Here is a 20,600-nt window from a genome sequence, read left to right as displayed (position 1 = left end):
CGCGCGGATGACGGCCGCCGACACCATCGCCGCGCTCGCCACCGCCTTCGGTTCGGCGGGCGTCGGCATCGTGCGGGTGTCCGGCCCGCAGGCGCGCGCCATCGGCGAAACCTTGGCCGGCCAGGCGCTGAAACCGCGCCACGCGCTGCACGCGCATCTGCGCGACGCCGCCGGCGAGGTGCTGGATGACGCCGTGGTGCTGTATTTCCAGGCACCGCATTCCTATACCGGCGAAGACGTGCTGGAATTGCAGGCGCACGGCAACCCGGCGCTGTTGAACGCCATCCTGCGCGAATGCCGGCGCTTGGGCGCGCGCGACGCCCGCCCGGGCGAATTCACCGAACGCGCCTTCCTCAACGACAAGCTCGACCTGGCCCAGGCCGAAGCGGTGGCCGACCTGATCTCGGCGCAATCCGAAGCCGCCGCCCGCGCCGCCCGGCGTTCGCTTGACGGCGTGTTCTCGCAGCGTTGCGAGGCCGTGGCCGAACAGCTGGTGCACGCGCGCGTGTACGTGGAAGCGGCACTGGATTTCCCGGACGAAGAAATCGATTTCCTGGCAGCGCCGGAAATCCGAAACCTGCTGGACCGCTGCCATGCCGATCTGGCGCGACTGCGCGCGGAAGCCGAACAGGGCAAACGCCTGATGGACGGCCTGCATGTGGTCATCGTCGGCGCGCCCAACGCTGGCAAATCCTCGCTGTTGAATGCCTTGGCCGGCAGCGACCGCGCCATCGTCACCGAGATCGCCGGCACCACCCGCGACGTGCTGCGCGAGACCGTGCAGGTCGACGGCCTGTGGCTGACCTTGGTGGACACCGCCGGCCTGCGCGAGACCGAGGACCGCGTGGAGAACGAAGGCATCCGCCGCGCCCGCGGCGAACTCGATAAAGCCGACTTGATCCTGGCGGTGCTGGACGACAGCCAACCCGGCCACAACGCCTTGGCCGATGAACTGCGCGTCGCCAGCGGCAGCGTGCTCTGGCTGCACAACAAAGCCGACTTGTCCGGCCATGCCATCGCGCGCGAAACCCGCGACGACGGCGTGCACCTGTGGCTTTCGGCCAAGCACGGCGACGGTTTGGCGGCGCTGAAACAGGAATTGGCGCGCGCCGCCGGTCTGGGCGAGGCCGGCACCGGCGCGTTCAGCGCCCGCGCCCGTCATCTGGAGGCGCTGGATCTGGCCGCGGCGCATCTGGAACAGGCCATGGGTCTATGCAATCAGGCCCAAGCCGAACTGGCGGCCGAAGAACTGCGCCTGGCGCACGATGCCGTCGGATCGATCACCGGCACCATGGACGCCGACGCCCTGCTCGGCCGGATCTTCGGTAGTTTCTGCATCGGCAAATAGCCGGCAACGGCTCTAGGATTCCTGCGCCAGATCCATGGTCAGGGTCAGTTCCGCTCTGGTCGACAACCGGTAGGGCGGCGGCAGCCACCAAGCGTCCTTCAGGCTGAGGCGGATACTCGGAAACGGTTTTCCGGCATCGCCGCTCCATTGCATCACCGCCAATCCGACCATCCGCTGCAGTTCACGGCGCGCCGGCAACGGCAGTTCGGTGCGGATGCCGCGAAAGGCCATGACCTGCAGCTTCGCCGTCCGATAGAACATGTTGATGATGTGCTGCAGGTCTTTGTGTTTGAGGGCGTGGAACGCCAGCCGTTCACCGTCGCCGTGCGAAATGGGATCGACCATCTCCGCCGGATAATGCTGCATGCTCAGCCCGGCCAGCAGCAGACGCTCGTACAGGTCGTCGTCTTCGCCGCCCCAGCCGGTGAACAGCTCGTCGTAGCCTTCGATGGCGTTGAACGCCCGGCGCGGATACACCACGGTGCCGTACGCCTCCGGATCGCGTTTGCCGTCGACCGGCGCCTGCCGGTAGAAGCGCCGTTCGCGGACGTTGCCGCGCATCCACGGCGACCTGCGGGAAATTCGCCTCGACCCAGTCGCCGCTGCCGTGCGGACAGCCGTAATCGACCACCACGATCTCATCCGGCGCCTCGGCCACGATCAACGGCAAGGTCTGCTGCAAATGGTGCAGACGGCCTTTGCAGGTGGTCACGAACGCGAATTCGGGCATCGATGCGGGGTCTTTGTGGGTCGTCAAGCCATCATAGTACATCGCTGCGGATGCCCGGTATGGCAGTGCCGGGCATTTCCCAAAGGCCCCGAAATCACCGACAATAAGCCACTTCCGTACACCCGAGACGAGCGTTCCATGTCCGATACCCCGAAAATCCTCTATACCCTGACCGACGAAGCCCCGTTCCTGGCGACCCAGTCGCTGCTGCCGATCGTCGAGGCGTTCACCGCCACCGCCGGCATCCGCGTGGAAACCCGCGACATCTCGTTGGCGGCCCGCATCCTGGCCCAGTTTCCCGAGCGCCTGCGCGCCGACCAGAAAGCGGCCGATGACCTGGCCGAGCTCGGCCAGTTGGCCACCACGCCGGAAGCCAACATCATCAAACTGCCGAACATCAGCGCCTCGGTGCCGCAGCTGAAGGCCGCCATCGCCGAACTGCAAGCGCAGGGCTATGCGCTGCCGGATTATCCGGAAGAGCCGCGCGACGACGCCGAGAAAGAGATCAAAGCGCGCTATGGCCGCGCCATGGGCAGCGCGGTCAATCCGGTACTGCGTGAAGGCAATTCCGATCGCCGCGCGCCGGCCTCGGTGAAGGCCTACGCCCGCAAGCATCCGCACCGCATGGGCAAATGGACGGCGGATTCCAAATCGCACGTGGCGCATATGGACGCCGGCGATTTCTACGGCAGCGAACAGTCGGCGGTGATTGCCCAGGCCGGCAGCCTGCGCATCGAGTTCGCCGGCGATGACGGCGTGGTCAGCGTGCTCAAGCCGGCGGTCAAGGTCGGTGCCGGCGAAGTGGTCGATGCCGCGGTGATGGGCGCCGCCGCCCTGTCGGCGTTCATCGACGCGCAGATCATGGATGCCAAGGCCCGTGGCGTGCTGTTCTCGCTGCACCTGAAGGCGACCATGATGAAGGTCTCCGACCCGATCATGTTCGGCATCGCGGTCAAGCGCTTCTACGCGCCGGTGCTGGACAAGCACGCGGCCGCGCTGGAGGCCGCCGGTTTCGACGCCAATAACGGCATCGGCGATCTGTACGCCCGTCTGCCGGCCTTGGACGCCGGCGTGCGCGAAGCCATTGAAGCCGACATCGCCGCCCTGTACGCCGAGCGCCCGGCCTTGGCCATGGTCAATTCCGACAAAGGCATCACCAACCTGCACGTGCCGTCGGACGTCATCGTCGACGCCTCGATGCCGGCCATGATCCGCGACAGCGGCGGCATGTGGAACGCCGAGGGCAAGCTGCAGGACGCCAAGGCCATCATCCCGGACCGCTGCTACGCCGGCATCTACCAAGCGGTGATCGACGACTGCAAGGCGCACGGCGCGTTCGACCCGGCGACCATGGGCAGCGTGCCGAACGTCGGCCTGATGGCGCAGAAGGCCGAGGAATACGGCAGCCACGACAAGACCTTCCGCATCGCCGCCGCCGGCAGCGTGCGCGTGGTCGACGAAGCCGGCAACGTGCTGATGCAGCATGCCGTGCAGGCCGGCGACATCTGGCGCATGTGCCAGACCAAGGACGCGCCGATCCGCGATTGGGTCAAGCTGGCGGTCAACCGCGCGCGCCTGAGCAACACGCCGGCCGTGTTCTGGCTGGACCCGCAGCGCGCGCACGACCGCAACCTGATCGCCAAGGTCGAACGGTACCTGAAGGACCACGACACCGCCGGTCTGGACATCCGCATCCTGTCGCCGGTGGAAGCCATGCAGCTGTCGCTCCAGCGCATCCGCGCCGGCCAGGACACCATCTCGGTGACCGGCAACGTGCTGCGCGATTACCTGACCGACCTGTTCCCGATCATGGAGCTGGGCACCAGCGCCAAGATGCTGTCGATCGTGCCGCTGATGGCCGGCGGCGGCCTGTTCGAGACCGGCGCCGGTGGCAGCGCGCCCAAGCACGTGCAGCAGTTCGTCGAGGAGAACTACTTGCGCTGGGATTCGCTCGGCGAATTCCTGGCGCTGGCCGCCTCGCTTGAACACCTGGCCGACACCACCGGCAACGCCCGCGCCAAGGTGCTGGCCGACGCGCTGGACGCCGCCAACGCCACGTTCCTGGACACCGACAAGTCGCCGTCGCGCAAGGTCGGCGGCATCGACAACCGCGGCAGCCATTTCTACCTGGCTATGTACTGGGCCCTAGCTCTGGCGGCGCAGGACGCCGACGCCGGCCTGAAAGCGCGCTTCGCGCCGTTGGCCGCGGCCTTGACCGCGAACGAGGAAAAAATCGTGGCCGAGCAGATCGCGGTGCAGGGGCAGCCGGTCGATATCGGCGGCTATTACCACCCGGATGCCGCCAAGCTGGCCGCCGCCATGCGCCCGAGCGCCACCTTCAACGCCGCCTTGGCCGCGCTGTAAATCCGTTTCCCATTGCGGATGGAAACCCCGGCTTCGGCCGGGGTTTTTCTTTGCCATGGCTCTACCCCGGCTTCACGGCGATGCAGTAGACTTAAGCCAATCCACAGGGGAACCGATACATGAAACAGTATGCCATCGCATTCGCCGCCGCCGGTCTATTGGCCTCGGCTTGTGCCATCGCCCAAGAGCACGACCATTCAGCGCCGGCAGCCGCTGCCGCCAAGCCGGACGGCATGACGATGCAACATGACGGCAAAGCCGGCATGCGCGGCAAAGGCATGACGATGAGCGCCGAACAGATGCAGGCGCATCATCTACAGATGCTGCAGTCGACCATCGACGGCGCCTGGCGCAGCGACGCCAACAAGGCGCGCGACGCCTATCGCCATCCGCTGGGCACGCTGGCGTTCTTCGGCGTCACGCCGCACAGCAAGGTGGTGGAAGTGTGGCCGGGCGGCGGTTGGTATGCCGATATCCTGGTGCCGTATGTCACGCACCACGGCACCTACACCGGCGCCGTGAACGATCCGGCCAAGATGGCCAGCGAGCGTTCGCGCGATTATTACGCCAAGCAGAACCAGGCGCTGCGCGACAAGTTCGCGGCCAACCCCGAGGTGTTCGGCAAAGCCCAACTGCAGGAATTCGATCCGGCCGCGCCGGTGCTGGGCAAGCCCGGCTCCGCCGATGTGGTGCTGACGTTCCGCAACGTGCACAACTGGCGCATGTCGAACCAGGCCGAGGGCATGTTCAAGGCCTTCTTCGCGGTGCTGAAGAAGGGCGGCACCCTGGGCGTGGTGGAACACCGCGCCGACAAGGACGTGCCGGCCGATGACAAATCCGGTTACGTGTCCGAAGCGCAGGTGATCGCGCTGGCCAAGCAGGCCGGATTCGAATTCGCCGGCCGCAGCGAGATCAACGCCAACGCCAACGACAGCAAGGATTATCCGGACGGCGTTTGGACCCTGCCGCCGACCTACCGGCTGGGCGACAAGGATCGTGCCAAGTATGCCGCCATTGGCGAAAGCGACCGCATGACCCTGCGTTTCGTGAAGCCTTAAACCGCTTCGCCGGTCTGCAGCCGCCAAAGCGCCGCGTAAGCGGCGTTTTGTTTGAGCAGATCCTCGTGCGTGCCGGATTCCACGATGCGGCCGTGTTCCATCACATGGATGCAGTCGGCGAAACGCACGGTCGACAGCCGGTGCGCCACGATCAGGCACGCGCGGCTGTGGTTGAGTTTGGCCAGCGAGCGCTGGATCGCCGCTTCGGTTTCGTTGTCCACCGCCGAGGTCGCCTCGTCCAGGATCAGCAGCGCCGGATCGCGGTACAGCGCGCGCGCCAGCGCGACGCGCTGGCGTTGCCCGCCGGACAGCAGACCGCCGCGTTCGCCGACCGGACTGTCGTAACCAGCCGGCAACACCGAGATGAAGCCATGCGCTTCCGCGGCCTTGGCCGCCGCAATCACCCGCGGCAGGTCAGGCATCTGGCCATAGGCGATGTTCTCGGCCACGCTGCCGTCGGTCAGGAACGGCTCCTGCGCCACGTAACCGATGCGCGCGCGCAAGGCGGCACGATCGAGTTCGCGCAAGTCGACGCCGTCGAACGCGATGCGTCCGGCATCGGGCTGCAGGAAGCCGAGCGCCAGTTTGATCAAGGTGCTCTTGCCGCTGCCGGTGCCGCCGACCAGGGCCACGGTTTGTCCGGCCGGTACGTCCAGGCTGACGCCGTGCAGTACCGGCTGGCCATCGTAGGCGAAGCGCACCTGCTCGATGCGCAGCTCGCCGCGCGCCGGCAGCACCCCGGGATGCGTGCCGTTGGCCGGTGGTTCGGTCTGCAACAGGTCCATCACCCGGTTCACCGAGGCCATCGCGCGCTGGTACAGGTCGGTCATGTCGGCCAGGCGCGTCATCGGCCACAGCAGGCGTTGGGTCAGGTACACCAGCGCCGAATAGCTGCCGACGCCGAGCTGCTTCTGCAGCACCAGATGGCCGCCGTACAGCAGGGTCATCACGAACCCGGCCAGGATCGCCATGCGGATCACCGGCGTGATTGCCGCCGCGAAGCGGATGGCGTCGGCGTTGCGGGCGCGGTAGGCGTCGCTGGCGGCGCGCAGATGCTCGGCTTCGAAATCCTCGGCGGTGTAGGCCTGGATGGTGCTCATGCCGTGCAGGTTATTGGCCAGTCGGTTGGAGACCCCGGCCGCCGCCTCGCGCGCCGCGGCATAGCGCGGGTACAGGCGCTTCTGGAACCAGAACGCGCCGGCCAGGATCAACGGCACCGGCAGCAGCGCCAACACCGCGGTACTGGCGGTCAGGGTGAAGAACACCGCGCCGACCAGCAGGGACGACACGAACACCTGGATCAGGTCGTTGGCGCCGGTGTTGAGGAAGCGCTCGATCTGGTTGACGTCCTCGTTCATCACCGCCATCAGCCGGCCGGAACGCTCGCGGCCGACGAAATCCGGCGGCAGTTTCTGCACATGCGCGTAAGCGGCTTGGCGCAGGTCGTGCTGCAGGTTCTGCGCGAGGTTGCGCCAGGTCAGCGCATGCAGGTATTCGAACAGCGATTCGCAGACCCAGACCACGACGGTGAGCACGACTAGCAGCCAGAGTTGCTGCATCGGATCGGCGATGCCGAAGCGCGACAGGAACGAATCGCGCTGGTTGACCACCACATCGACCGCGACGCCGATCAATATCTCGGGCAGCACGTCGAAGAACTTGTTCAGCACCGAGAATGCCACGCCGCGGCGGATGCGGGCGCGGTACGGCCCGGCGAACACGCGCAGGCGGCGCAGGGGATGCGTGGCGGTCATGGCGGCCTTGGGATTGGTTTACACTGGGCTTATGTTAATCGCTTTCAACAAGCCGTACGGCGTGCTGACGCAATTCACCGACCGCAGCGAGCCGCCGCGTCCGACCCTGGCCGGCTTCGGCCTGCCGGCCGGCGTGTACGCCGCCGGCCGCTTGGACGCCGATTCCGAAGGCCTGTTGCTGCTGTCCGATGACGGCGCGCGCATCGCGCAGATCTCCTCGCCGAAATTCAAATGGCCGAAGACCTATCTGGTGCAGGTGGAAGGCGTACCCGAGGAGGCGCAGATGGCGCAACTGCGCGCCGGCATCACGCTGAACGACGGACCGACCTTGCCGGCGCAGGCGCATATCCTCGCCAACGCACCGGATTGGCTATGGCCGCGCGATCCGCCGGTGCGCTTCCGGAAACGTGTGCCGGACGGCTGGATCGAGCTCACCATCAAGGAAGGCCGCAACCGGCAGGTGCGGCGCATGTGCGCCGCCGTCGGTTTGCCGTGTCTGAGGCTGGTGCGCATTTCGGTCGGGCCGCACCGTCTGGAGGGCCTGCCGCCCGGACACTGGCGGCAGGAGCCGGGTTGACCGGAAAACCCGCGATGCGCGGGTTTTCCCGGCGGCTCAGGGCTTGGCCACGCGCGTGAATTCCAGCGCGTCGCTGCTGTCGTCGAACAGCCGCAGGGCCGCGATGCCGCCGTCGGCGCCAACGCGGAAAATCACCGGATTCCAGCCGTAGCGGCCGTCGCCCAGCTTCACCCGGAAGCTGTCGTAATGCCAATGCTGCAGGATGCCGGCATTGTCCGGCAACGGGCCCATGGCCAGATGCAGTACGTTACCGGTACGGGTAATGGTGACATCGCCATAGACCGGATGCCGGTAGGTGCCGGCGTATGCCGCCAGCGCATGCGAGGGTTTGGTGCCGCGCACACGCGCCGCGTCCTGTTTGGCCTGCGCGGCCTTGGCGTCGGCGTGCATCCCGCCGTACAGCGCCAGCAGCTCTTTGCTCCAATCGCGTGCCGGCGCGCCGGTGTAGGCGTCGAACAGTTTCCACATCAGCGCGTGCCGGAATTCGGCATGGTCCAGGTTGCCGAACACGTACACGCCCAGGTTTTCTTCCGGCATCAGGCCGATGATGGCGGTGCGGCCGTCCATCGAGCCGGTGTGCATGGCCACGAAGCGGCCGAGGTAATCCTGCTGGAACCAGCCCAGGCCGTAGCTCGTCCAGTGCGGTCGGGTCAATTTGGCGGTCGGATAGAACTCGCCGGCCGGCACCATCGCCTGCGGTTTCAGCAGTTCGCGGAAATTGGCCGTCGACACCAGACGCGTACCGCCCATGCAGCCGTCGCCGAGCATGAACGTCAGCCATTTCGCGGTGTCCGCGGCGCTCGACCAGGCGGCGCCAGCGGCCGGCACCGCATCCACCGGCGATTCGGCGATGACCTGGAGCTTGCCGTCGATCTCGAAATGCGCCGCCGAGACGTTGCCGTCGCGGGCCGCCTGCATGCGCGCCAAGGTCGGATACGAGCGCGTCATGGCCAAGGGCTTCAGGATGCGTGTATCGACGAAATCCGCCCAGGACATGCCGGATGCCGTGCCGATCACTTCCCCGGCCACTTGGTACATCACGTTCTGGTAGGCGAAGCCGCCGCGCAACGGATACGACAGCGGCAGGCCGCGCAGGCGCGCGATGATTTCGCGCGCGTCGAAGTCGCCGCGCGCCCAGAGCAGATCGGTGTTACCCAACCCGCTGTTGTGGGTCAACAGGTCGCGCACGCGCAGGTCGCGGGTCACGTACGGATCCGAGAGCGCGAAGCCGGGCAGGTGCGTGGTCACCGGATCGTCCCAGCCGAGCTTGCCTTCGTCCACCAGCATCGCCAACGCCAGCGCGGTCATCGCCTTGGTGGTCGACATCATGCCGAACAGGGTGTCGCCGTCGACTGCGCCGCCGTCTTGCAGCGAGCGCGTGCCGAAGCCCTTCACGTACACCGGGCGGCCGTCTTTCACCACCGCCACCGAGACCCCAGGCAGTTTCCAGTCGCGCAGTCCTTGCTGGATGTAGGCGTCGAGTGCAACCGTGTCGACTGTTGTTGCGACAAAGGGCGCCGGCGGCGCCGGGCAGGTTTCGGATGGTGCGGCCGATGCGCTCGCCGCGCACAGACCCAGACAGAAGACGATGTGTCGTATCATGGCATTCCCCGGCGCGGCCGGCATGACCGCTCCGTCAGCCTATCAGGTTCCCCGAGGCTTGGCGCGGTGCGTGGCCGGGGCATTCCAGGGGTCGTCCGGCCAGGGATGGCGCGGATAACGGCCTTTCATTTCCTTCTTGACCTCGGCATAGGTGCTGTTCCAGAAGTTGCGCAGGTCCTGGGTGATCTGCAGCGGCTTGCCGCCGGGCGAGAGCAGATGCAGCATCACGGTCACCCGGCCGTCGGCCACCTTCGGCGATTTGGCTAGGCCGAACAGCTCCTGCAGTTTCACCGCCAGCACCGGCGGGCCGTCTTCGTCGTAGCTCAGTGTGCGCTCCAGGCCGGACGGTACGGTCAGAGCGGCCGGCGCCAGGCGGTCGACCTGCCGGCGCGTGTTCCAATCAAAAAGCGCGTACAACGCCTCGCCCAAATCGCCGGTATCCAAGGCGTCCAAGCGCGATTTGCCGCGCAGCGCCGGCTTCAGCCAGGTTTCCAAGCCGTCGAGCAATGCCGCATCGCCGCAATCGGGCAAGCCCAGTTCCGGCATGGCGCGCCGCAGGAACCCGACGCGCGCGCGGAACTGCGCCGCTTTGCCGCTCCACGGCAGAACGGAAAGTCCTTTCTGCCGCACCACCGCGCACAGTGCCGCGGCCGCGAGTTCCGGATCGACCTTGCCCAAGGATTGGCTGGACAGCACGATCTGCGCGAAGCGCTTTTCGCGCCGCGACAGCAGGGCGTTGCGCGTCTCGTCCCAGCGCACCACGTCGTCCTCGCGGAAGCGCTCCGGGAAATCATCGCGCAGCCGGTGTTCGTCGATCGGCGCCGCGCGCAACACCAGGGCCTCCTTGGCCTCGAAACGCAGTTCGCTGGCGCACAGCCAGGGCTCGCCGTACAGGCTGCTTTCCGGGTGCAGGCGGGCCATGCGGCCGCTGGCCAGCTGGTAGCGCAGCGGTTCACTGTCGTGCTGCTTGGCGATGCGGTCCGGAAACGCGTGCAGCAATACGTCGCCGAGCGCATGCGCCGGTACCGAAGCCGGCGGTTTGGCCTCGCAGCGCACCCGCCGCCGCCACTGCGCGGCGGTCAGGTCGAGTTGTTTCAGTGCCGCCGCGTTGGCGCCCGGCACCGATCTGCGCGCGCGGAAATCGGCCAACGCCTGCCAGCGCGCCTGCCAATCGTCGCGCCGCGCGCCCAGCAGCGGATCGCGGGCTTCGATCAGCGCGGCCAGATCGCAGGCCAAGGCTTTTTCCTGTTCATCGTGCACGGCCAATAGCATCGCGGCCAGGCGCGGATGCGTGCCCAGCCCCAGCATGCGCTTGCCCAGCGGCGTGATGCGGCCGCTGTCATCGAGCGCGCCCAAGGACTGCAACAGATCGCGGCCGGCCTGCAGCGCGCCGCTCGGCGGCGCGTCCACGAACGGCAGATCCATGCTGCCCCAGGCCGCCAGTTCCAGCGCCAGGGCGCCCAGTTCGCTGTGTTGGATTTCGGCGCGGCGCATCGGTTCCAGCCGCTGCGAGGCCGGCCATAGCCGGTAACACCAACCGCTGCTGACGCGTCCGGCGCGCCCGGCGCGTTGGTCGGCCGAGGCCTGCGAAATCGCGGTGACTTCCAGCCGGCTGAAACCGGAGTTCGGGTCGAAGCGCGGTTCGCGCGCCAGACCGGAATCGATGACCACGCGCACGCCCGGCAGGGTGACGCTGGATTCGGCCACGTTGCTAGCCAACACCACGCGGCGTACGCCCTCGGGTGCCGGCTCCAGCGCGCGCGTCTGCTGCTCGATGGGCAAATCGCCGTGCAGCGGCAGGATTTCGAGCGCTGCTCCGGCCAATGCCGCCAGGGCGTCCTGCAGGGCATTGATCTCGCGCCGGCCGGGCAGGAACACCAGCACGTCGCCCGGGTGCTGTTGCAGCGCCTGCTCGACGGCGCGCTTGGCCTGGAAATTGAGCACCTCGTCCTTACGGGCCGCGAAATGCGCGATCTCGACCGGAAAGCTGCGGCCTTCGCTGCTCAACCGCGGCGCGTCCAGTTGCGCGGCCAAGCGTTCGCCATCGAGCGTGGCCGACATCACCAGGATGCGCAGGTCCGGCCGCAGCTGGCGTTGGATGTCGAGCGCCAAGGCCAAGCCCAGATCGCCGGCCAGATGGCGTTCGTGGAATTCGTCGAACACGATCGCGCCCACGTCTTCCAGTAGCGGGTCGTCCTGGATGCGTCGGGTCAGCAGGCCTTCGGTCAGCACCTCGATGCGGGTCGCGGCCGAGACCTTGGACTCGAAGCGGATACGGTAGCCGACCGTTTCGCCCACGGCCTCGTCCAGTTGCCGGGCCATGAAGCCGGCGGCCGCGCGCGCGGCCACCCGCCGCGGTTCCAGCATCAGGATCTTGCGGCCTTGCAGCCAGCCGGCCGTGCGCAGGGCCAGCGGCACCTGGGTGGTCTTGCCGGCGCCGGGCGGCGCCTCCAGCACCAGCCGGGCGTGGCCATCGAGCGCGGACAGGATATCCGGCAGCAGGGATTGGATCGGAAAATCGGGCATGACGATATTGTAGGGGCGAACCTTGTGTTCGCCCATGAATTCCCGCGCATGACGTAGGGGCGCTGCCTGCTGCGCCCCAACAGGCGGCCTCCACAACGGTACAATACCGCCATGCAATTGATCGACATCGGCGTCAACCTCGGCCACGAAAGCTTCGACCACGACCTGGACGCGGTGCTCGCGCGCGCCCGCGCGGCCGGCGTGGCGCAGATGGTGGTCACCGGCGCCTCGCGCGCCGGCTCGCCGAAAGCGCTGGAACTGGCCCAGGCGCATCCGGGCTTCCTGTATGCCACCGCCGGCGTGCATCCGCACCATGCGGTGGAGGTGACCGACGAGTGCCTGGCCGAGTTGCGCGCCCTGCATGCGCATCCGCAGGTGGTGGCGGTGGGCGAGTGCGGTCTGGATTACTTCCGCGATTTCGCGCCGCGTCCGGCCCAGCGCCGCGCCTTCGAGCGCCAGCTGGAACTGGCTGCGGAATCCGGCAAGCCGCTGTTCCTGCATCAACGCGACGCCCACGCCGACTTCATGGGCGTGATGAAGGAATTCGAGGGCCGCATCGGCCCGGCCGTGGTGCATTGCTTCACCGGCACGCGCGAAGAGCTGTTCGATTACCTCGACGCCGATTACCACATCGGCATCACCGGCTGGCTGTGCGACGAACGCCGCGGCCTGCATCTGCGCGAGATCGTCAAGAACATCCCGGCCGACCGGCTGATGGTGGAGACCGATGCGCCCTATCTGCTGCCGCGCAGCGTGCGGCCGATGCCGTCGCACCGTCGCAACGAGCCGGTGTACCTGCGCCACATCGTCGAGGAGCTGGCGCGCGACCGCGGCGAGACGCCCGAACGCACCGCCGCCGCCAGCACCGCCACCGCCCGCGCGTTCTTCGGTCTGTCGGAGCCGGCATGATCGCGGTCAGCGAACGCATCGCCATCCCGGAGCATGAGCTGATCGAGCGCGCCATCCGTTCCAGCGGCCCCGGCGGCCAGAACGTCAACAAGGTGTCCACCGCCATCGAGCTGCGCTTCTTCATCTGGGGCTCGTCGGCCTTGCCGGACGAGGTCAAGCAGCGCCTGGCGAAAAAGCGCGACCAGCGCATCACCGAAGCCGGCGAGATCATCATCCAGGCGCAACGCTTCCGCAGCCAGGAACAGAACCGCGAGGACGCCCGCGCGCGCCTGGCGGCGCTGGTACGCACCGCGCTCGAGCCGCCGAAGCCGCGCGTGGCCACCAAACCGACCCGTTCCTCGCAGCGCAAGCGCTTGGAAACCAAGCGCCTGCATGGCACACTCAAGCAGGATCGAAGCAAACGCCACCTGAGCGACGAGTAATGCCGACCGTACTGCCCCTGCCCGAGCGCGCCCCGCGCGCCAACACCCCGAAGTGGCTGAAAGCCGCCGCCACCAAAACACTGGATCTGGCCGGCTGGAAAATGGCCGGCGAATGGCCGGATCTCAGCAAGATGGTCATCATCGGCGCGCCGCATTCCTCGGCCTGGGACGCCATCTGGGGTCTGCTGGCGAAGGTGGCGATGGACCTGCACATCTTCTACATGGGCAAGCAGGAGGCCTTCGTCTGGCCGCTGGGGCCGCTGATGAAATGGTTGGGCGGCATTCCGGTCAACCGCGCCGCGCCCGGCGGCATCGCCGACCAGGTGGCCAAGCAGATGATCGCCGCCGAGCGCATGTGGTTCGTGCTGGCGCCGGAAGGCACCCGCAAGCCGGTCACGCAGTGGAAGACCGGTTTCTGGAAGATCGCCAAGAAGGCCGGCGTGCCGGTGTTGTGCGTGTATTTCGATTACGCCAACAAGACCATCGGCACCGGTCCGTTGATCGAATTGAGCGACGACATGGACGCCGACATCGCCAAAATCCGCGCCTGGTACGTGCCGATCAAGGGCAAGCACCGGGGGGTTTGAGCAAGTCGGCGGCACCGACTGCCAGGCGATGGTGTGGTTCGAAACTTGTGGGGCCTATGCCGAATCCAAAAAATATTTCGGCATCGGCTGGGGCGCTGACCGCGAAGCGGCCGCGCGCAAGGCGCTGGATACCTGCAGCGTCAAGAGTTGCAAGATCCTGGTGGCGGTCTGTGAAGGCGATAAATAAGCGCGCCCTCCGCGCTCCATGAGATGCTTGCCGCACGACCGCAACCACGCCCCCTTAACGGGACGTAGCCGTTGCCCGACTCTGCGTTAGCCCCGATCGTCATCGACTAGGAATTTTTCCAATTGACCGGACTCGTCCCCGAGGCCAGGATAGGCGCCAGCTGTTCGGCTCCGATTCCGCGTCATTCAAGGAAATCCACCGGCGATGCACCGATTCGTCATCAGTACCCGCACACAGTTCAACGACGAGCACGAAGTCCATAACATCACTATCGGGTGCCCTTATATGCCGCCGGAGTCGCACCGCCTCGACCTGGGCGCGCATCCGCATTGCCAAAGCGCCCTGGCCGAAGCCCGCCGCAATTGGCCTCCGCGGCGGATCAACGGCTGCCGCTGGTGCGCGCGGGAATGCCACAGCCGTTGAATTTTCTTGCACGTGCAAATGAGCCTTGATGCGCTTACCGAGTGGCATTTCCGATCGCATCAAGCCTACGTGAATCCGTCCTCGGCCGAATGCCGTCGCCTTGGGTTATCGCGGATATACCGGCGTGTGGCCTGCAATTCGGCATCGTCGCGAATGATCCGTTCCCAATAATTCCGTTGCCATAGCGGCCTGCCGGCGCGCCCGAGTAGCCGGTTCACGGCAATCGCCGAACAGGATTTGAACCGGCGCAGGAGGATTCCGATCGTAGGGGCGCTGCTTGCCGCGCCCCATGAATCCGGGTGTTCAACCCGCAAAATGCCATGAATGTGGTCAGGCATAAGTATGAATTCATCCAAAGCCACATGCGGGAACCATGTCGGGATTTCATGCCATATCGATTGCACCAGGCGTCCGGCATCGCTTGCATGCATTTTCCCAGCCGAAACCCGCCCGAAGAGCGGCTCGCGCTCTTCCATGCAGACGGTGATGAAATACACGCCCGGCAGGCGGTAATCATGGCCGCGAAGGCGGATGCTGCGGCGATGATGGATTTCGGGTTGATAGGCCATGCGCCACGATGACGCGTGTGGTCGTGGGCGGATGTCGGATTATTCGGTTTATGGCGTAGGGGCGCTGCTTGCTGCGCCTCGTGGATTCCGGTGATTCGATGGTGCGTGGCCGCGGCCTGTGGATTCAATCGACTTTGCCGGCGCAAAAGGGCGCAGCAAGCAGCGCCCCTACATCAAATGACGGTTCAGGATTCAGGTGAGATACCAGACTTCCACCGGGCCGGTGTGCTTGAAGGTCATGGCGTTGCCGCGGCGGTCGAGCGACTTGCCGACCGGCAGGCGGATCCAACCCTCCGACACGCAGTATTCGGCCACGTTGGTGTACTCCACGCCCTTGAAGCGCACGCCGATGCCGCGTTCCAGGGCGGCTTCGTCGAAGTAGGGGCTGCGGCGGTCGAGCGCCAGGCGGTCGGGCGGGGTGTCGGACATGGCTTCGGTGTTCCGGATGAATGAGGCCTATATTTTAGCCGCGCGGCCCGGCCTTGGCGAATCGGGCCTGGGCTACACTAAGGCCATGATTGCTCATGCTTCCCGATTGCTGCCGCTCGGCGCCTGCCTGTTGGCCGTCGCCTTGCTCGCCGCCTGCACGCCCACGCGCCCGAGCGCGCCGGAGGCGCCGGCCGTCGTCGCCAAACCCATGCCGCCGCCGAAGCCGCGCATCGGCCTGGCCTTGGGCGGCGGCGCCGCCAAGGGCTTCGCGCACATCGGCGTGATCAAGATGCTGGAAGCCAACGGCTTCGAACCGGTGGTGGTGTCCGGCACCAGCGCCGGCAGCGTGGTCGGCGCGCTGTACGCCAGCGGCATGGATCCGTTCCGTCTGCAAAGCCAGGCGGTGGCCTTGGACCAAGCCGAAATCCGCGACATCAGCCTGTTCTCCGGCGGCCTGATCAAAGGCCAGAAGCTGCAGGATTACGTCAACGCCGGTGTCGGCGGCAAGCCGCTGGAGCGCATGCGCAAACCGCTGGCGGTGGTCGCCACGCAGTTGGAGACCGGCAAGCGCACCGTGTTCACCCGCGGCAACACCGGCCAGGCGGTGCGCGCCTCCAGCAGCATCCCCGGCGTGTTCGAGCCGGTGCCGATCGGCAAATTCACCTATGTCGACGGCGGCGTGGTCAGCCCGGTGCCGGTGGATGCCGCGCGCGGCCTCGGCGCCGATCTGGTGATCGCGGTCGACATCTCGACCAAGGCCACCGGCGCCAAGCCGGACGGCATGCTCGGCATCGTCAACCAGTCCATCGCCATCATGGGCCAACGGCTCGGCGAACAGGAGCTGGCGCGCGCCGATGTCATCATCCGGCCGCGTGTCGGCGATATCGGTCCGGCCGACTTCGAACAGCGCCAGCGTGCCATCCTGGAGGGCGAAAAAGCCGCGTTGGCGGCCTTGCCGCAGATCCGCGCCAAGGTGGCGCAATGGCAGCAGGCGCGCATGGCCGAACGCCAGCGCGCCGTCAAACCCGCGCCGGAGCCGGTGTGCGAGGCGAGCAAACTGGAGCGCGCCCTGGGCCGCAGCCCGAATTGCAAAGGCGATTGATTCAGCGCTCGGAGTGACCGCTTTCGAAATAGCTGCGGCTGGGGATGGTGCCCGGTTTCACCAGTTCCGCGAACGCCTGCGCCGCCGGCGACAGCAGTTTGCCTTTGCGCATCACCACGCCGTAACTGCGCGAGGGGAAATATTCCTTCATGTTGCGCATCACCAGACGCTCGTTGTCGGCCTCGCTCAGGCAGATGCCGGTCACGATCGAGATGCCCAGGCCCATCGCTACGTATTGCTTGATCACTTCCCAGCCGCCGACCTCCAACGCCACGGTGTAGGGCACGCGGTTCTTCTGGAACACCAGATCGACCAGACGCCAGGTGCTGAGGCGCTTGGGCGGCAGGATCAGGCCGTAGGGCGAGAGATCGGCCAGCTTGATGCTGTCTTTCTTGGCCAGCGGGTGGTCCTTGGCCATGATCAGCATCGGGTCGAAGCTGTAGGCCGGGTTGTAGATCAAATCGCTCGGTACGTCCAACACCGAGCCCACGGCCAGGTCGCAGCCATCGTTGCGGAGCAGGCCGAGGCCATCCTGGCCGGTCACGTTGTGCAGAAAAAGCTGTACTTTAGGGTGTTTTTCGCGGAATTTGGACACGATTTCCGGAAGTAAGTACAAAATCGTCGAACTCCCGGCGGCGATGTGCAGTTCCGCGGTTTCCTGGTTGCCGACCTTTTCCTGGAAGTCCTTATCGATCCGGTCTAGGCCCTCCACCAGCGGCCGCGCCAGCTCATACAGGGCCGTGCCTTCCTGGGTCAGGGTCCAGCGGCGGCCGAAGCGCTCGAACAGCCGGGTGCCGAATTCACGTTCCAGCGCCTGCAGTTGCAAGGTCACCGCCGGTTGGCTCAAAAACAGCGATTCAGCCGCCCGCGATACCGAACCCAGTCGCGCGGTTTGGCAGAAAGCGCGCAACGGTTTGAGGCGGTCGGCTTTGTAATAAAAGCGCGGCTGAGCATTTTTTTTGGCGGGTTTGCTCGGCGTCTTGGCCATGATTATCCTACCTTTTGGTATTTGTATAATCTTGGTTAATAGTATTTATTGAAATATTTGCTTTGTCAAATAATCAATCGAGGGTCTAGGGTTTCAACAAAGGAGCCCTGCCATGTCCCTCGCCCAAAAACAGCCCGAACCGGATTTCTCCGACCTCCGCCACGCGCCCTTGCCCGTGGCCGGCGATAGCGCCGTGCTGAATGCCGATGCCCTCGCGTTCCTGCGCGACCTGCATCACCGCTTCGAGCCAGGCCGGCAGGCGCTGCTGCGCCAGCGCCAACAGGACAAGGGCCGGCTGCCCGCCTTCGCCGAGGATACCGCAAATCTGCGCGCCGACGACTGGCGCGCCGCGCCGGTGCCGGACATCCTGCGCGACCGGCGGGTGGAAATCACCGGCCCGGTCGACGCCAAGACCGTCATCAACGCGTTGAATTCTGGCGCCAACGTGTTCATGGCCGACTTCGAGGACTCGACCGCGCCGACCTGGGCCAATGTGCTGTCCGGCCAGCGCGTGCTGCAGGCGGCGGTGCGCGGCGAGCTGCGTTGGCGGCAAACTGCCGATGCGCCGGAATACGCGCTCGAGCCGGCGCATGCCGCGTTGCTGATGGTGCGTCCGCGCGGCCTGCATCTGGACGAGAAGCATGTCGAAATCGACGGCGTGCGGCTGTCGGCGACCCTGTTCGACCTCGGTCTGTTCGCCTATCACAATGCCCGCATCCTGGCCGAACGCGGCCGCGGCCCGTTCCTGTACATCCCGAAACTGCAGTCGGCCGCCGAAGCGCAATGGATCGAGTCGGTGCTGGCGCATCTGGAATCGGCGCTCGGCCTGCCGGCCGGGCAATGCAAGGTCACCGTGCTGATCGAGACCCTGCCGGCGGCGTTCGCCATGGACGAAATCATCCACGCCCTGCGCCAACGCATCGTCGGCCTGAACTGCGGGCGCTGGGATTACATCTTCTCGGCTATCAAGACCTTGCACAGCCAACCGGGCTTCATGCTGCCGGAGCGCGGCCAGATCGCGATGACCCGGCATTTCCTGCACAGCTATGCCACGCGCCTGGTGCAGACCTGCCACCGGCGTGGCATCCTGGCCATGGGCGGCATGGCGGCGCAGATTCCCAACAAGCGCGACGCCGCCGCCAACGAGACGGCGCTGGCCAAGGTGCGTGCCGACAAACAACGCGAAGCCGGGCTCGGCCACGACGGTACGTGGGTCGCGCATCCGGGCCTGATTCCGGTGGCGCGCGCGGTGTTCGACGCCGCATTCGAGGGCTCGAACCAGCTCGAGGTGATGCCGGACGGCGACGTCGCCGCCGCCGACCTGTTGAAGCCCTGCCATGGCAGCATCACGCCGGAGGGTTTCAACGACACCGTGGAAGTCTGCGTACGCTATCTGGCGGCCTGGCTGTCGGGCACCGGCTGCGTGGCCATCCACGGCCTGATGGAAGACGCCGCCACCGCCGAGATCTGCCGCAGCCAACTCTGGCTGTGGCTGCACAAGAAAAACCTGCATCTGAGCGACGGCACCCTGCTGTGCTGGGGCCTGTTCGACGCCGCGTTGTTGGCGCTGCCGGGCCGCCTGCAACGCGAAGCGGTGCTCGGCCACGACAAGGTCGGCGAAGCCATCGCCCTGCTCGAAACCCTGGTGCGTTCGCCCGAACTCGCCGATTTCCTCACCCTGCCCGCCTACGAATCCCTTTGACCCCAGGAGCCACGCCATGAACACCCAGACCCTCAGCACCGAACAACTCGAACAGCATTGGCGGACCGACGCCCGCTGGACCGGCATCACCCGCGGCTACACCGCCGCCGAGGTGGTTCGCCTGCGCGGCACCGTGCCGGTTGAACATTCGCTGGCGCGCCGCGGCGCCGAGAAGCTGTGGGCATCGTTGAATACCGAAGATTTCGTCAACGCGCTCGGCGCGTTGACCGGCAACCAGGCCATGCAGCAGGTGAAGGCCGGGCTGAAGGCGATTTACCTCAGCGGCTGGCAGGTGGCGGCCGACGCCAATCTGGCCGGCGAAATGTATCCCGACCAGTCGCTGTATCCGGCCAACTCGGTGCCGCAGGTGGTCAAGCGCATCAACAACACCCTGCTGCGCGCCGACCAGTTGCATCACGCCGAAGGCAACGACGGCATCGATTGGCTGCAGCCGATCGTGGCCGACGCCGAAGCCGGTTTCGGCGGCGTATTGAACGCGTTCGAGCTGATGAAGGCGATGATCGAAGCCGGCGCTGCCGGCGTGCACTTCGAGGATCAGTTGGCCTCGGTGAAGAAGTGCGGACACATGGGCGGCAAGGTGCTGGTGCCCACGCAAGAGGCGGTGCAGAAGCTGATCGCCGCGCGTCTGGCCGCCGACGTGATGGGCGTGCCGACCCTGCTGGTGGCGCGCACCGACGCCGAAGCCGCCGATCTGATCACCTCCGACATCGACGACAACGACAAGCCGTTCTGCACCGGCGAACGTACGGTGGAAGGCTTCTTCAAGACCAAGCCGGGCATCGACCAGGCCATATCGCGCGGTCTGGCCTACGCGCCGTACGCCGATCTGGTGTGGTGCGAGACCGGCAAGCCGGATCTGGAATTCGCGCGCAAGTTCGCCGAGGCGATCCACGCCAAATTCCCGGGCAAACTGCTGGCCTACAACTGTTCGCCGAGCTTCAACTGGAAGAAGAACCTGGACGACGCCACCATCGCCAAATTCCAGAAGGAACTGGGCGCCATGGGATACAAGTTCCAGTTCATCACCTTGGCCGGTTTCCACAGCCTGAACTACGGCATGTTCGATCTGGCGCACGGCTACGCGCGCCGCCAGATGAGCGCGTTCGTGGAACTGCAGGAGCGCGAGTTCGCCGCCGCCGAGCGCGGCTTCACCGCAGTCAAGCATCAGCGCGAAGTGGGCACCGGTTATTTCGACACGGTGACCCAGACCATCCAGGCCGGCACCAGCTCGACCACCGCGCTGAAAGGTTCGACCGAAGAAGAGCAGTTCACCGCCGCGGCCTGATTGACGCTGCAGGCAAC

The 20,600-nt window shown here is 66.3% G+C and carries 18 protein-coding genes; 11 read left to right on the top strand and 7 right to left on the bottom strand.

Annotated elements, in window-relative coordinates; genetic code table 11:
- Positions 1-7: 7 nt before the first annotated feature.
- Positions 8-1,348, top strand: a complete 1,341-nt coding sequence (gene mnmE / locus IEV56_RS07830) for a tRNA uridine-5-carboxymethylaminomethyl(34) synthesis GTPase MnmE (RefSeq protein ID WP_188449579.1) — start codon at positions 8-10, stop codon at positions 1,346-1,348.
- A 12-nt stretch (positions 1,349-1,360) separates the two neighbouring features.
- Here mnmE and IEV56_RS07825 read toward each other — a convergent pair whose 3' ends face one another.
- A complete protein-coding gene (locus IEV56_RS07825; RefSeq protein ID WP_188449577.1) occupies positions 1,361-1,909 on the bottom strand; it encodes a galactosyltransferase-related protein in 549 nt (182 codons plus the stop codon).
- Between the two features lie 307 nt (positions 1,910-2,216).
- Between IEV56_RS07825 and IEV56_RS07820 the strand changes: the two genes are divergently transcribed.
- Both IEV56_RS07820 and IEV56_RS07815 read left to right on the top strand, forming a co-directional pair.
- On the top strand, positions 2,217-4,442 hold the full coding sequence (locus IEV56_RS07820) for an NADP-dependent isocitrate dehydrogenase (protein ID WP_188449575.1): 2,226 nt from the start codon (positions 2,217-2,219) through the stop codon (positions 4,440-4,442).
- Positions 4,443-4,561: 119 nt separating this feature from the next.
- On the top strand, positions 4,562-5,500 hold the full coding sequence (locus tag IEV56_RS07815; RefSeq protein ID WP_188449573.1) for a class I SAM-dependent methyltransferase: 939 nt from the start codon (positions 4,562-4,564) through the stop codon (positions 5,498-5,500).
- Here the strand turns inward: IEV56_RS07815 and IEV56_RS07810 are convergent.
- A complete protein-coding gene (locus IEV56_RS07810) occupies positions 5,497-7,254 on the bottom strand; it encodes an ABC transporter ATP-binding protein (protein ID WP_188449571.1) in 1,758 nt (585 codons plus the stop codon). The genes IEV56_RS07815 and IEV56_RS07810 overlap by 4 nt on opposite strands.
- A 31-nt stretch (positions 7,255-7,285) precedes the next feature.
- Between IEV56_RS07810 and IEV56_RS07805 the strand changes: the two genes are divergently transcribed.
- Positions 7,286-7,831 carry a pseudouridine synthase gene (locus IEV56_RS07805; RefSeq protein WP_188449570.1) on the top strand — a complete coding sequence of 182 codons (546 nt, stop codon included), beginning with the start codon at positions 7,286-7,288 and terminating at the stop codon, positions 7,829-7,831.
- A 36-nt stretch (positions 7,832-7,867) separates the two neighbouring features.
- Here the strand turns inward: IEV56_RS07805 and IEV56_RS07800 are convergent, their stop codons facing one another.
- Both IEV56_RS07800 and hrpB read right to left on the bottom strand, forming a co-directional pair.
- Positions 7,868-9,433 (bottom strand): serine hydrolase, encoded by a 1,566-nt coding sequence (locus IEV56_RS07800; RefSeq protein ID WP_188449568.1) that lies wholly within the window; start codon positions 9,431-9,433, stop codon positions 7,868-7,870.
- 42 nt (positions 9,434-9,475) lie between these two features.
- Positions 9,476-11,965 (bottom strand): ATP-dependent helicase HrpB, encoded by a 2,490-nt coding sequence (hrpB, locus tag IEV56_RS07795; RefSeq protein WP_188450000.1) that lies wholly within the window; start codon positions 11,963-11,965, stop codon positions 9,476-9,478.
- Positions 11,966-12,070: 105 nt separating this feature from the next.
- On the opposite strand from hrpB, the gene IEV56_RS07790 reads away from it, so the two are divergent.
- From IEV56_RS07790 to IEV56_RS07775, 4 genes are read left to right on the top strand one after another with little or no spacing between them, the layout of a single operon-like run.
- Entirely contained in the window at positions 12,071-12,868 is a 798-nt protein-coding gene (locus IEV56_RS07790) for a TatD family hydrolase (protein ID WP_188449566.1), read from the top strand.
- A complete protein-coding gene (arfB, locus tag IEV56_RS07785) occupies positions 12,865-13,290 on the top strand; it encodes an alternative ribosome rescue aminoacyl-tRNA hydrolase ArfB (RefSeq protein ID WP_188449564.1) in 426 nt (141 codons plus the stop codon). Before IEV56_RS07790 ends, arfB begins: the two co-directional genes overlap by 4 nt.
- The gene (locus tag IEV56_RS07780; RefSeq protein ID WP_188449562.1) at positions 13,290-13,877 is read left to right on the top strand and encodes a 1-acyl-sn-glycerol-3-phosphate acyltransferase; all 588 of its coding nucleotides are present in this window, start codon (positions 13,290-13,292) and stop codon (positions 13,875-13,877) included. Before arfB ends, IEV56_RS07780 begins: the two co-directional genes overlap by 1 nt.
- A 28-nt stretch (positions 13,878-13,905) precedes the next feature.
- A complete protein-coding gene (locus IEV56_RS07775) occupies positions 13,906-14,064 on the top strand; it encodes a DUF4189 domain-containing protein (RefSeq protein ID WP_229730219.1) in 159 nt (52 codons plus the stop codon).
- A gap of 488 nt (positions 14,065-14,552) precedes the next feature.
- Here IEV56_RS07775 and IEV56_RS07770 read toward each other — a convergent pair whose 3' ends face one another.
- A complete protein-coding gene (locus tag IEV56_RS07770) occupies positions 14,553-15,056 on the bottom strand; it encodes a transposase (RefSeq protein ID WP_188449560.1) in 504 nt (167 codons plus the stop codon).
- A 192-nt stretch (positions 15,057-15,248) separates the two neighbouring features.
- Positions 15,249-15,485 (bottom strand): DUF3297 family protein, encoded by a 237-nt coding sequence (locus tag IEV56_RS07765; RefSeq protein ID WP_188449559.1) that lies wholly within the window; start codon positions 15,483-15,485, stop codon positions 15,249-15,251.
- 85 nt (positions 15,486-15,570) lie between these two features.
- Between IEV56_RS07765 and IEV56_RS07760 the strand changes: the two genes are divergently transcribed.
- The gene (locus IEV56_RS07760) at positions 15,571-16,587 is read left to right on the top strand and encodes a patatin-like phospholipase family protein (RefSeq protein WP_188449557.1); all 1,017 of its coding nucleotides are present in this window, start codon (positions 15,571-15,573) and stop codon (positions 16,585-16,587) included.
- A gap of 1 nt (position 16,588) precedes the next feature.
- Here the strand turns inward: IEV56_RS07760 and IEV56_RS07755 are convergent, their stop codons facing one another.
- Complete coding sequence (locus IEV56_RS07755) at positions 16,589-17,575, bottom strand: LysR family transcriptional regulator (RefSeq protein WP_188449555.1); 987 nt, start codon at positions 17,573-17,575, stop codon at positions 16,589-16,591.
- Positions 17,576-17,687: 112 nt separating this feature from the next.
- Between IEV56_RS07755 and aceB the strand changes: the two genes are divergently transcribed.
- Both aceB and aceA read left to right on the top strand, forming a co-directional pair.
- Positions 17,688-19,277 carry a malate synthase A gene (gene aceB / locus IEV56_RS07750; RefSeq protein ID WP_188449553.1) on the top strand — a complete coding sequence of 530 codons (1,590 nt, stop codon included), beginning with the start codon at positions 17,688-17,690 and terminating at the stop codon, positions 19,275-19,277.
- Positions 19,278-19,293: 16 nt separating this feature from the next.
- Positions 19,294-20,583 carry an isocitrate lyase gene (gene aceA, locus IEV56_RS07745; protein ID WP_188449551.1) on the top strand — a complete coding sequence of 430 codons (1,290 nt, stop codon included), beginning with the start codon at positions 19,294-19,296 and terminating at the stop codon, positions 20,581-20,583.
- Positions 20,584-20,600: the final 17 nt, after the last annotated feature.

The sequence above is a fragment of the Arenimonas maotaiensis genome, assembly GCF_014638745.1.
In the GTDB taxonomy this organism is placed as follows: Bacteria; Pseudomonadota; Gammaproteobacteria; order Xanthomonadales; family Xanthomonadaceae; genus Arenimonas; species Arenimonas maotaiensis.
The sequence above is the reverse complement of the archived record's forward strand: the minus strand, read 5'-3'. Positions and strand labels throughout refer to the sequence as shown.

Coding starts and splice junctions, on each gene's coding strand:
- IEV56_RS07760 (WP_188449557.1), top strand. CDS start 15,571: ATGATTGCTCATGCTTCCCGATTGCTGCCGCTCGGCGCCTGCCTGTTG.
- IEV56_RS07800 (WP_188449568.1), bottom strand. CDS start 9,433: ATGATACGACACATCGTCTTCTGTCTGGGTCTGTGCGCGGCGAGCGCA.
- IEV56_RS07780 (WP_188449562.1), top strand. CDS start 13,290: ATGCCGACCGTACTGCCCCTGCCCGAGCGCGCCCCGCGCGCCAACACC.
- IEV56_RS07790 (WP_188449566.1), top strand. CDS start 12,071: ATGCAATTGATCGACATCGGCGTCAACCTCGGCCACGAAAGCTTCGAC.
- aceA (WP_188449551.1), top strand. CDS start 19,294: ATGAACACCCAGACCCTCAGCACCGAACAACTCGAACAGCATTGGCGG.
- IEV56_RS07770 (WP_188449560.1), bottom strand. CDS start 15,056: ATGGCCTATCAACCCGAAATCCATCATCGCCGCAGCATCCGCCTTCGC.
- IEV56_RS07775 (WP_229730219.1), top strand. CDS start 13,906: ATGGTGTGGTTCGAAACTTGTGGGGCCTATGCCGAATCCAAAAAATAT.
- IEV56_RS07815 (WP_188449573.1), top strand. CDS start 4,562: ATGAAACAGTATGCCATCGCATTCGCCGCCGCCGGTCTATTGGCCTCG.
- arfB (WP_188449564.1), top strand. CDS start 12,865: ATGATCGCGGTCAGCGAACGCATCGCCATCCCGGAGCATGAGCTGATC.
- IEV56_RS07805 (WP_188449570.1), top strand. CDS start 7,286: ATGTTAATCGCTTTCAACAAGCCGTACGGCGTGCTGACGCAATTCACC.
- aceB (WP_188449553.1), top strand. CDS start 17,688: ATGTCCCTCGCCCAAAAACAGCCCGAACCGGATTTCTCCGACCTCCGC.
- IEV56_RS07825 (WP_188449577.1), bottom strand. CDS start 1,909: ATGCGCGGCAACGTCCGCGAACGGCGCTTCTACCGGCAGGCGCCGGTC.
- IEV56_RS07755 (WP_188449555.1), bottom strand. CDS start 17,575: ATGGCCAAGACGCCGAGCAAACCCGCCAAAAAAAATGCTCAGCCGCGC.
- IEV56_RS07765 (WP_188449559.1), bottom strand. CDS start 15,485: ATGTCCGACACCCCGCCCGACCGCCTGGCGCTCGACCGCCGCAGCCCC.
- IEV56_RS07820 (WP_188449575.1), top strand. CDS start 2,217: ATGTCCGATACCCCGAAAATCCTCTATACCCTGACCGACGAAGCCCCG.
- mnmE (WP_188449579.1), top strand. CDS start 8: ATGACGGCCGCCGACACCATCGCCGCGCTCGCCACCGCCTTCGGTTCG.
- IEV56_RS07810 (WP_188449571.1), bottom strand. CDS start 7,254: ATGACCGCCACGCATCCCCTGCGCCGCCTGCGCGTGTTCGCCGGGCCG.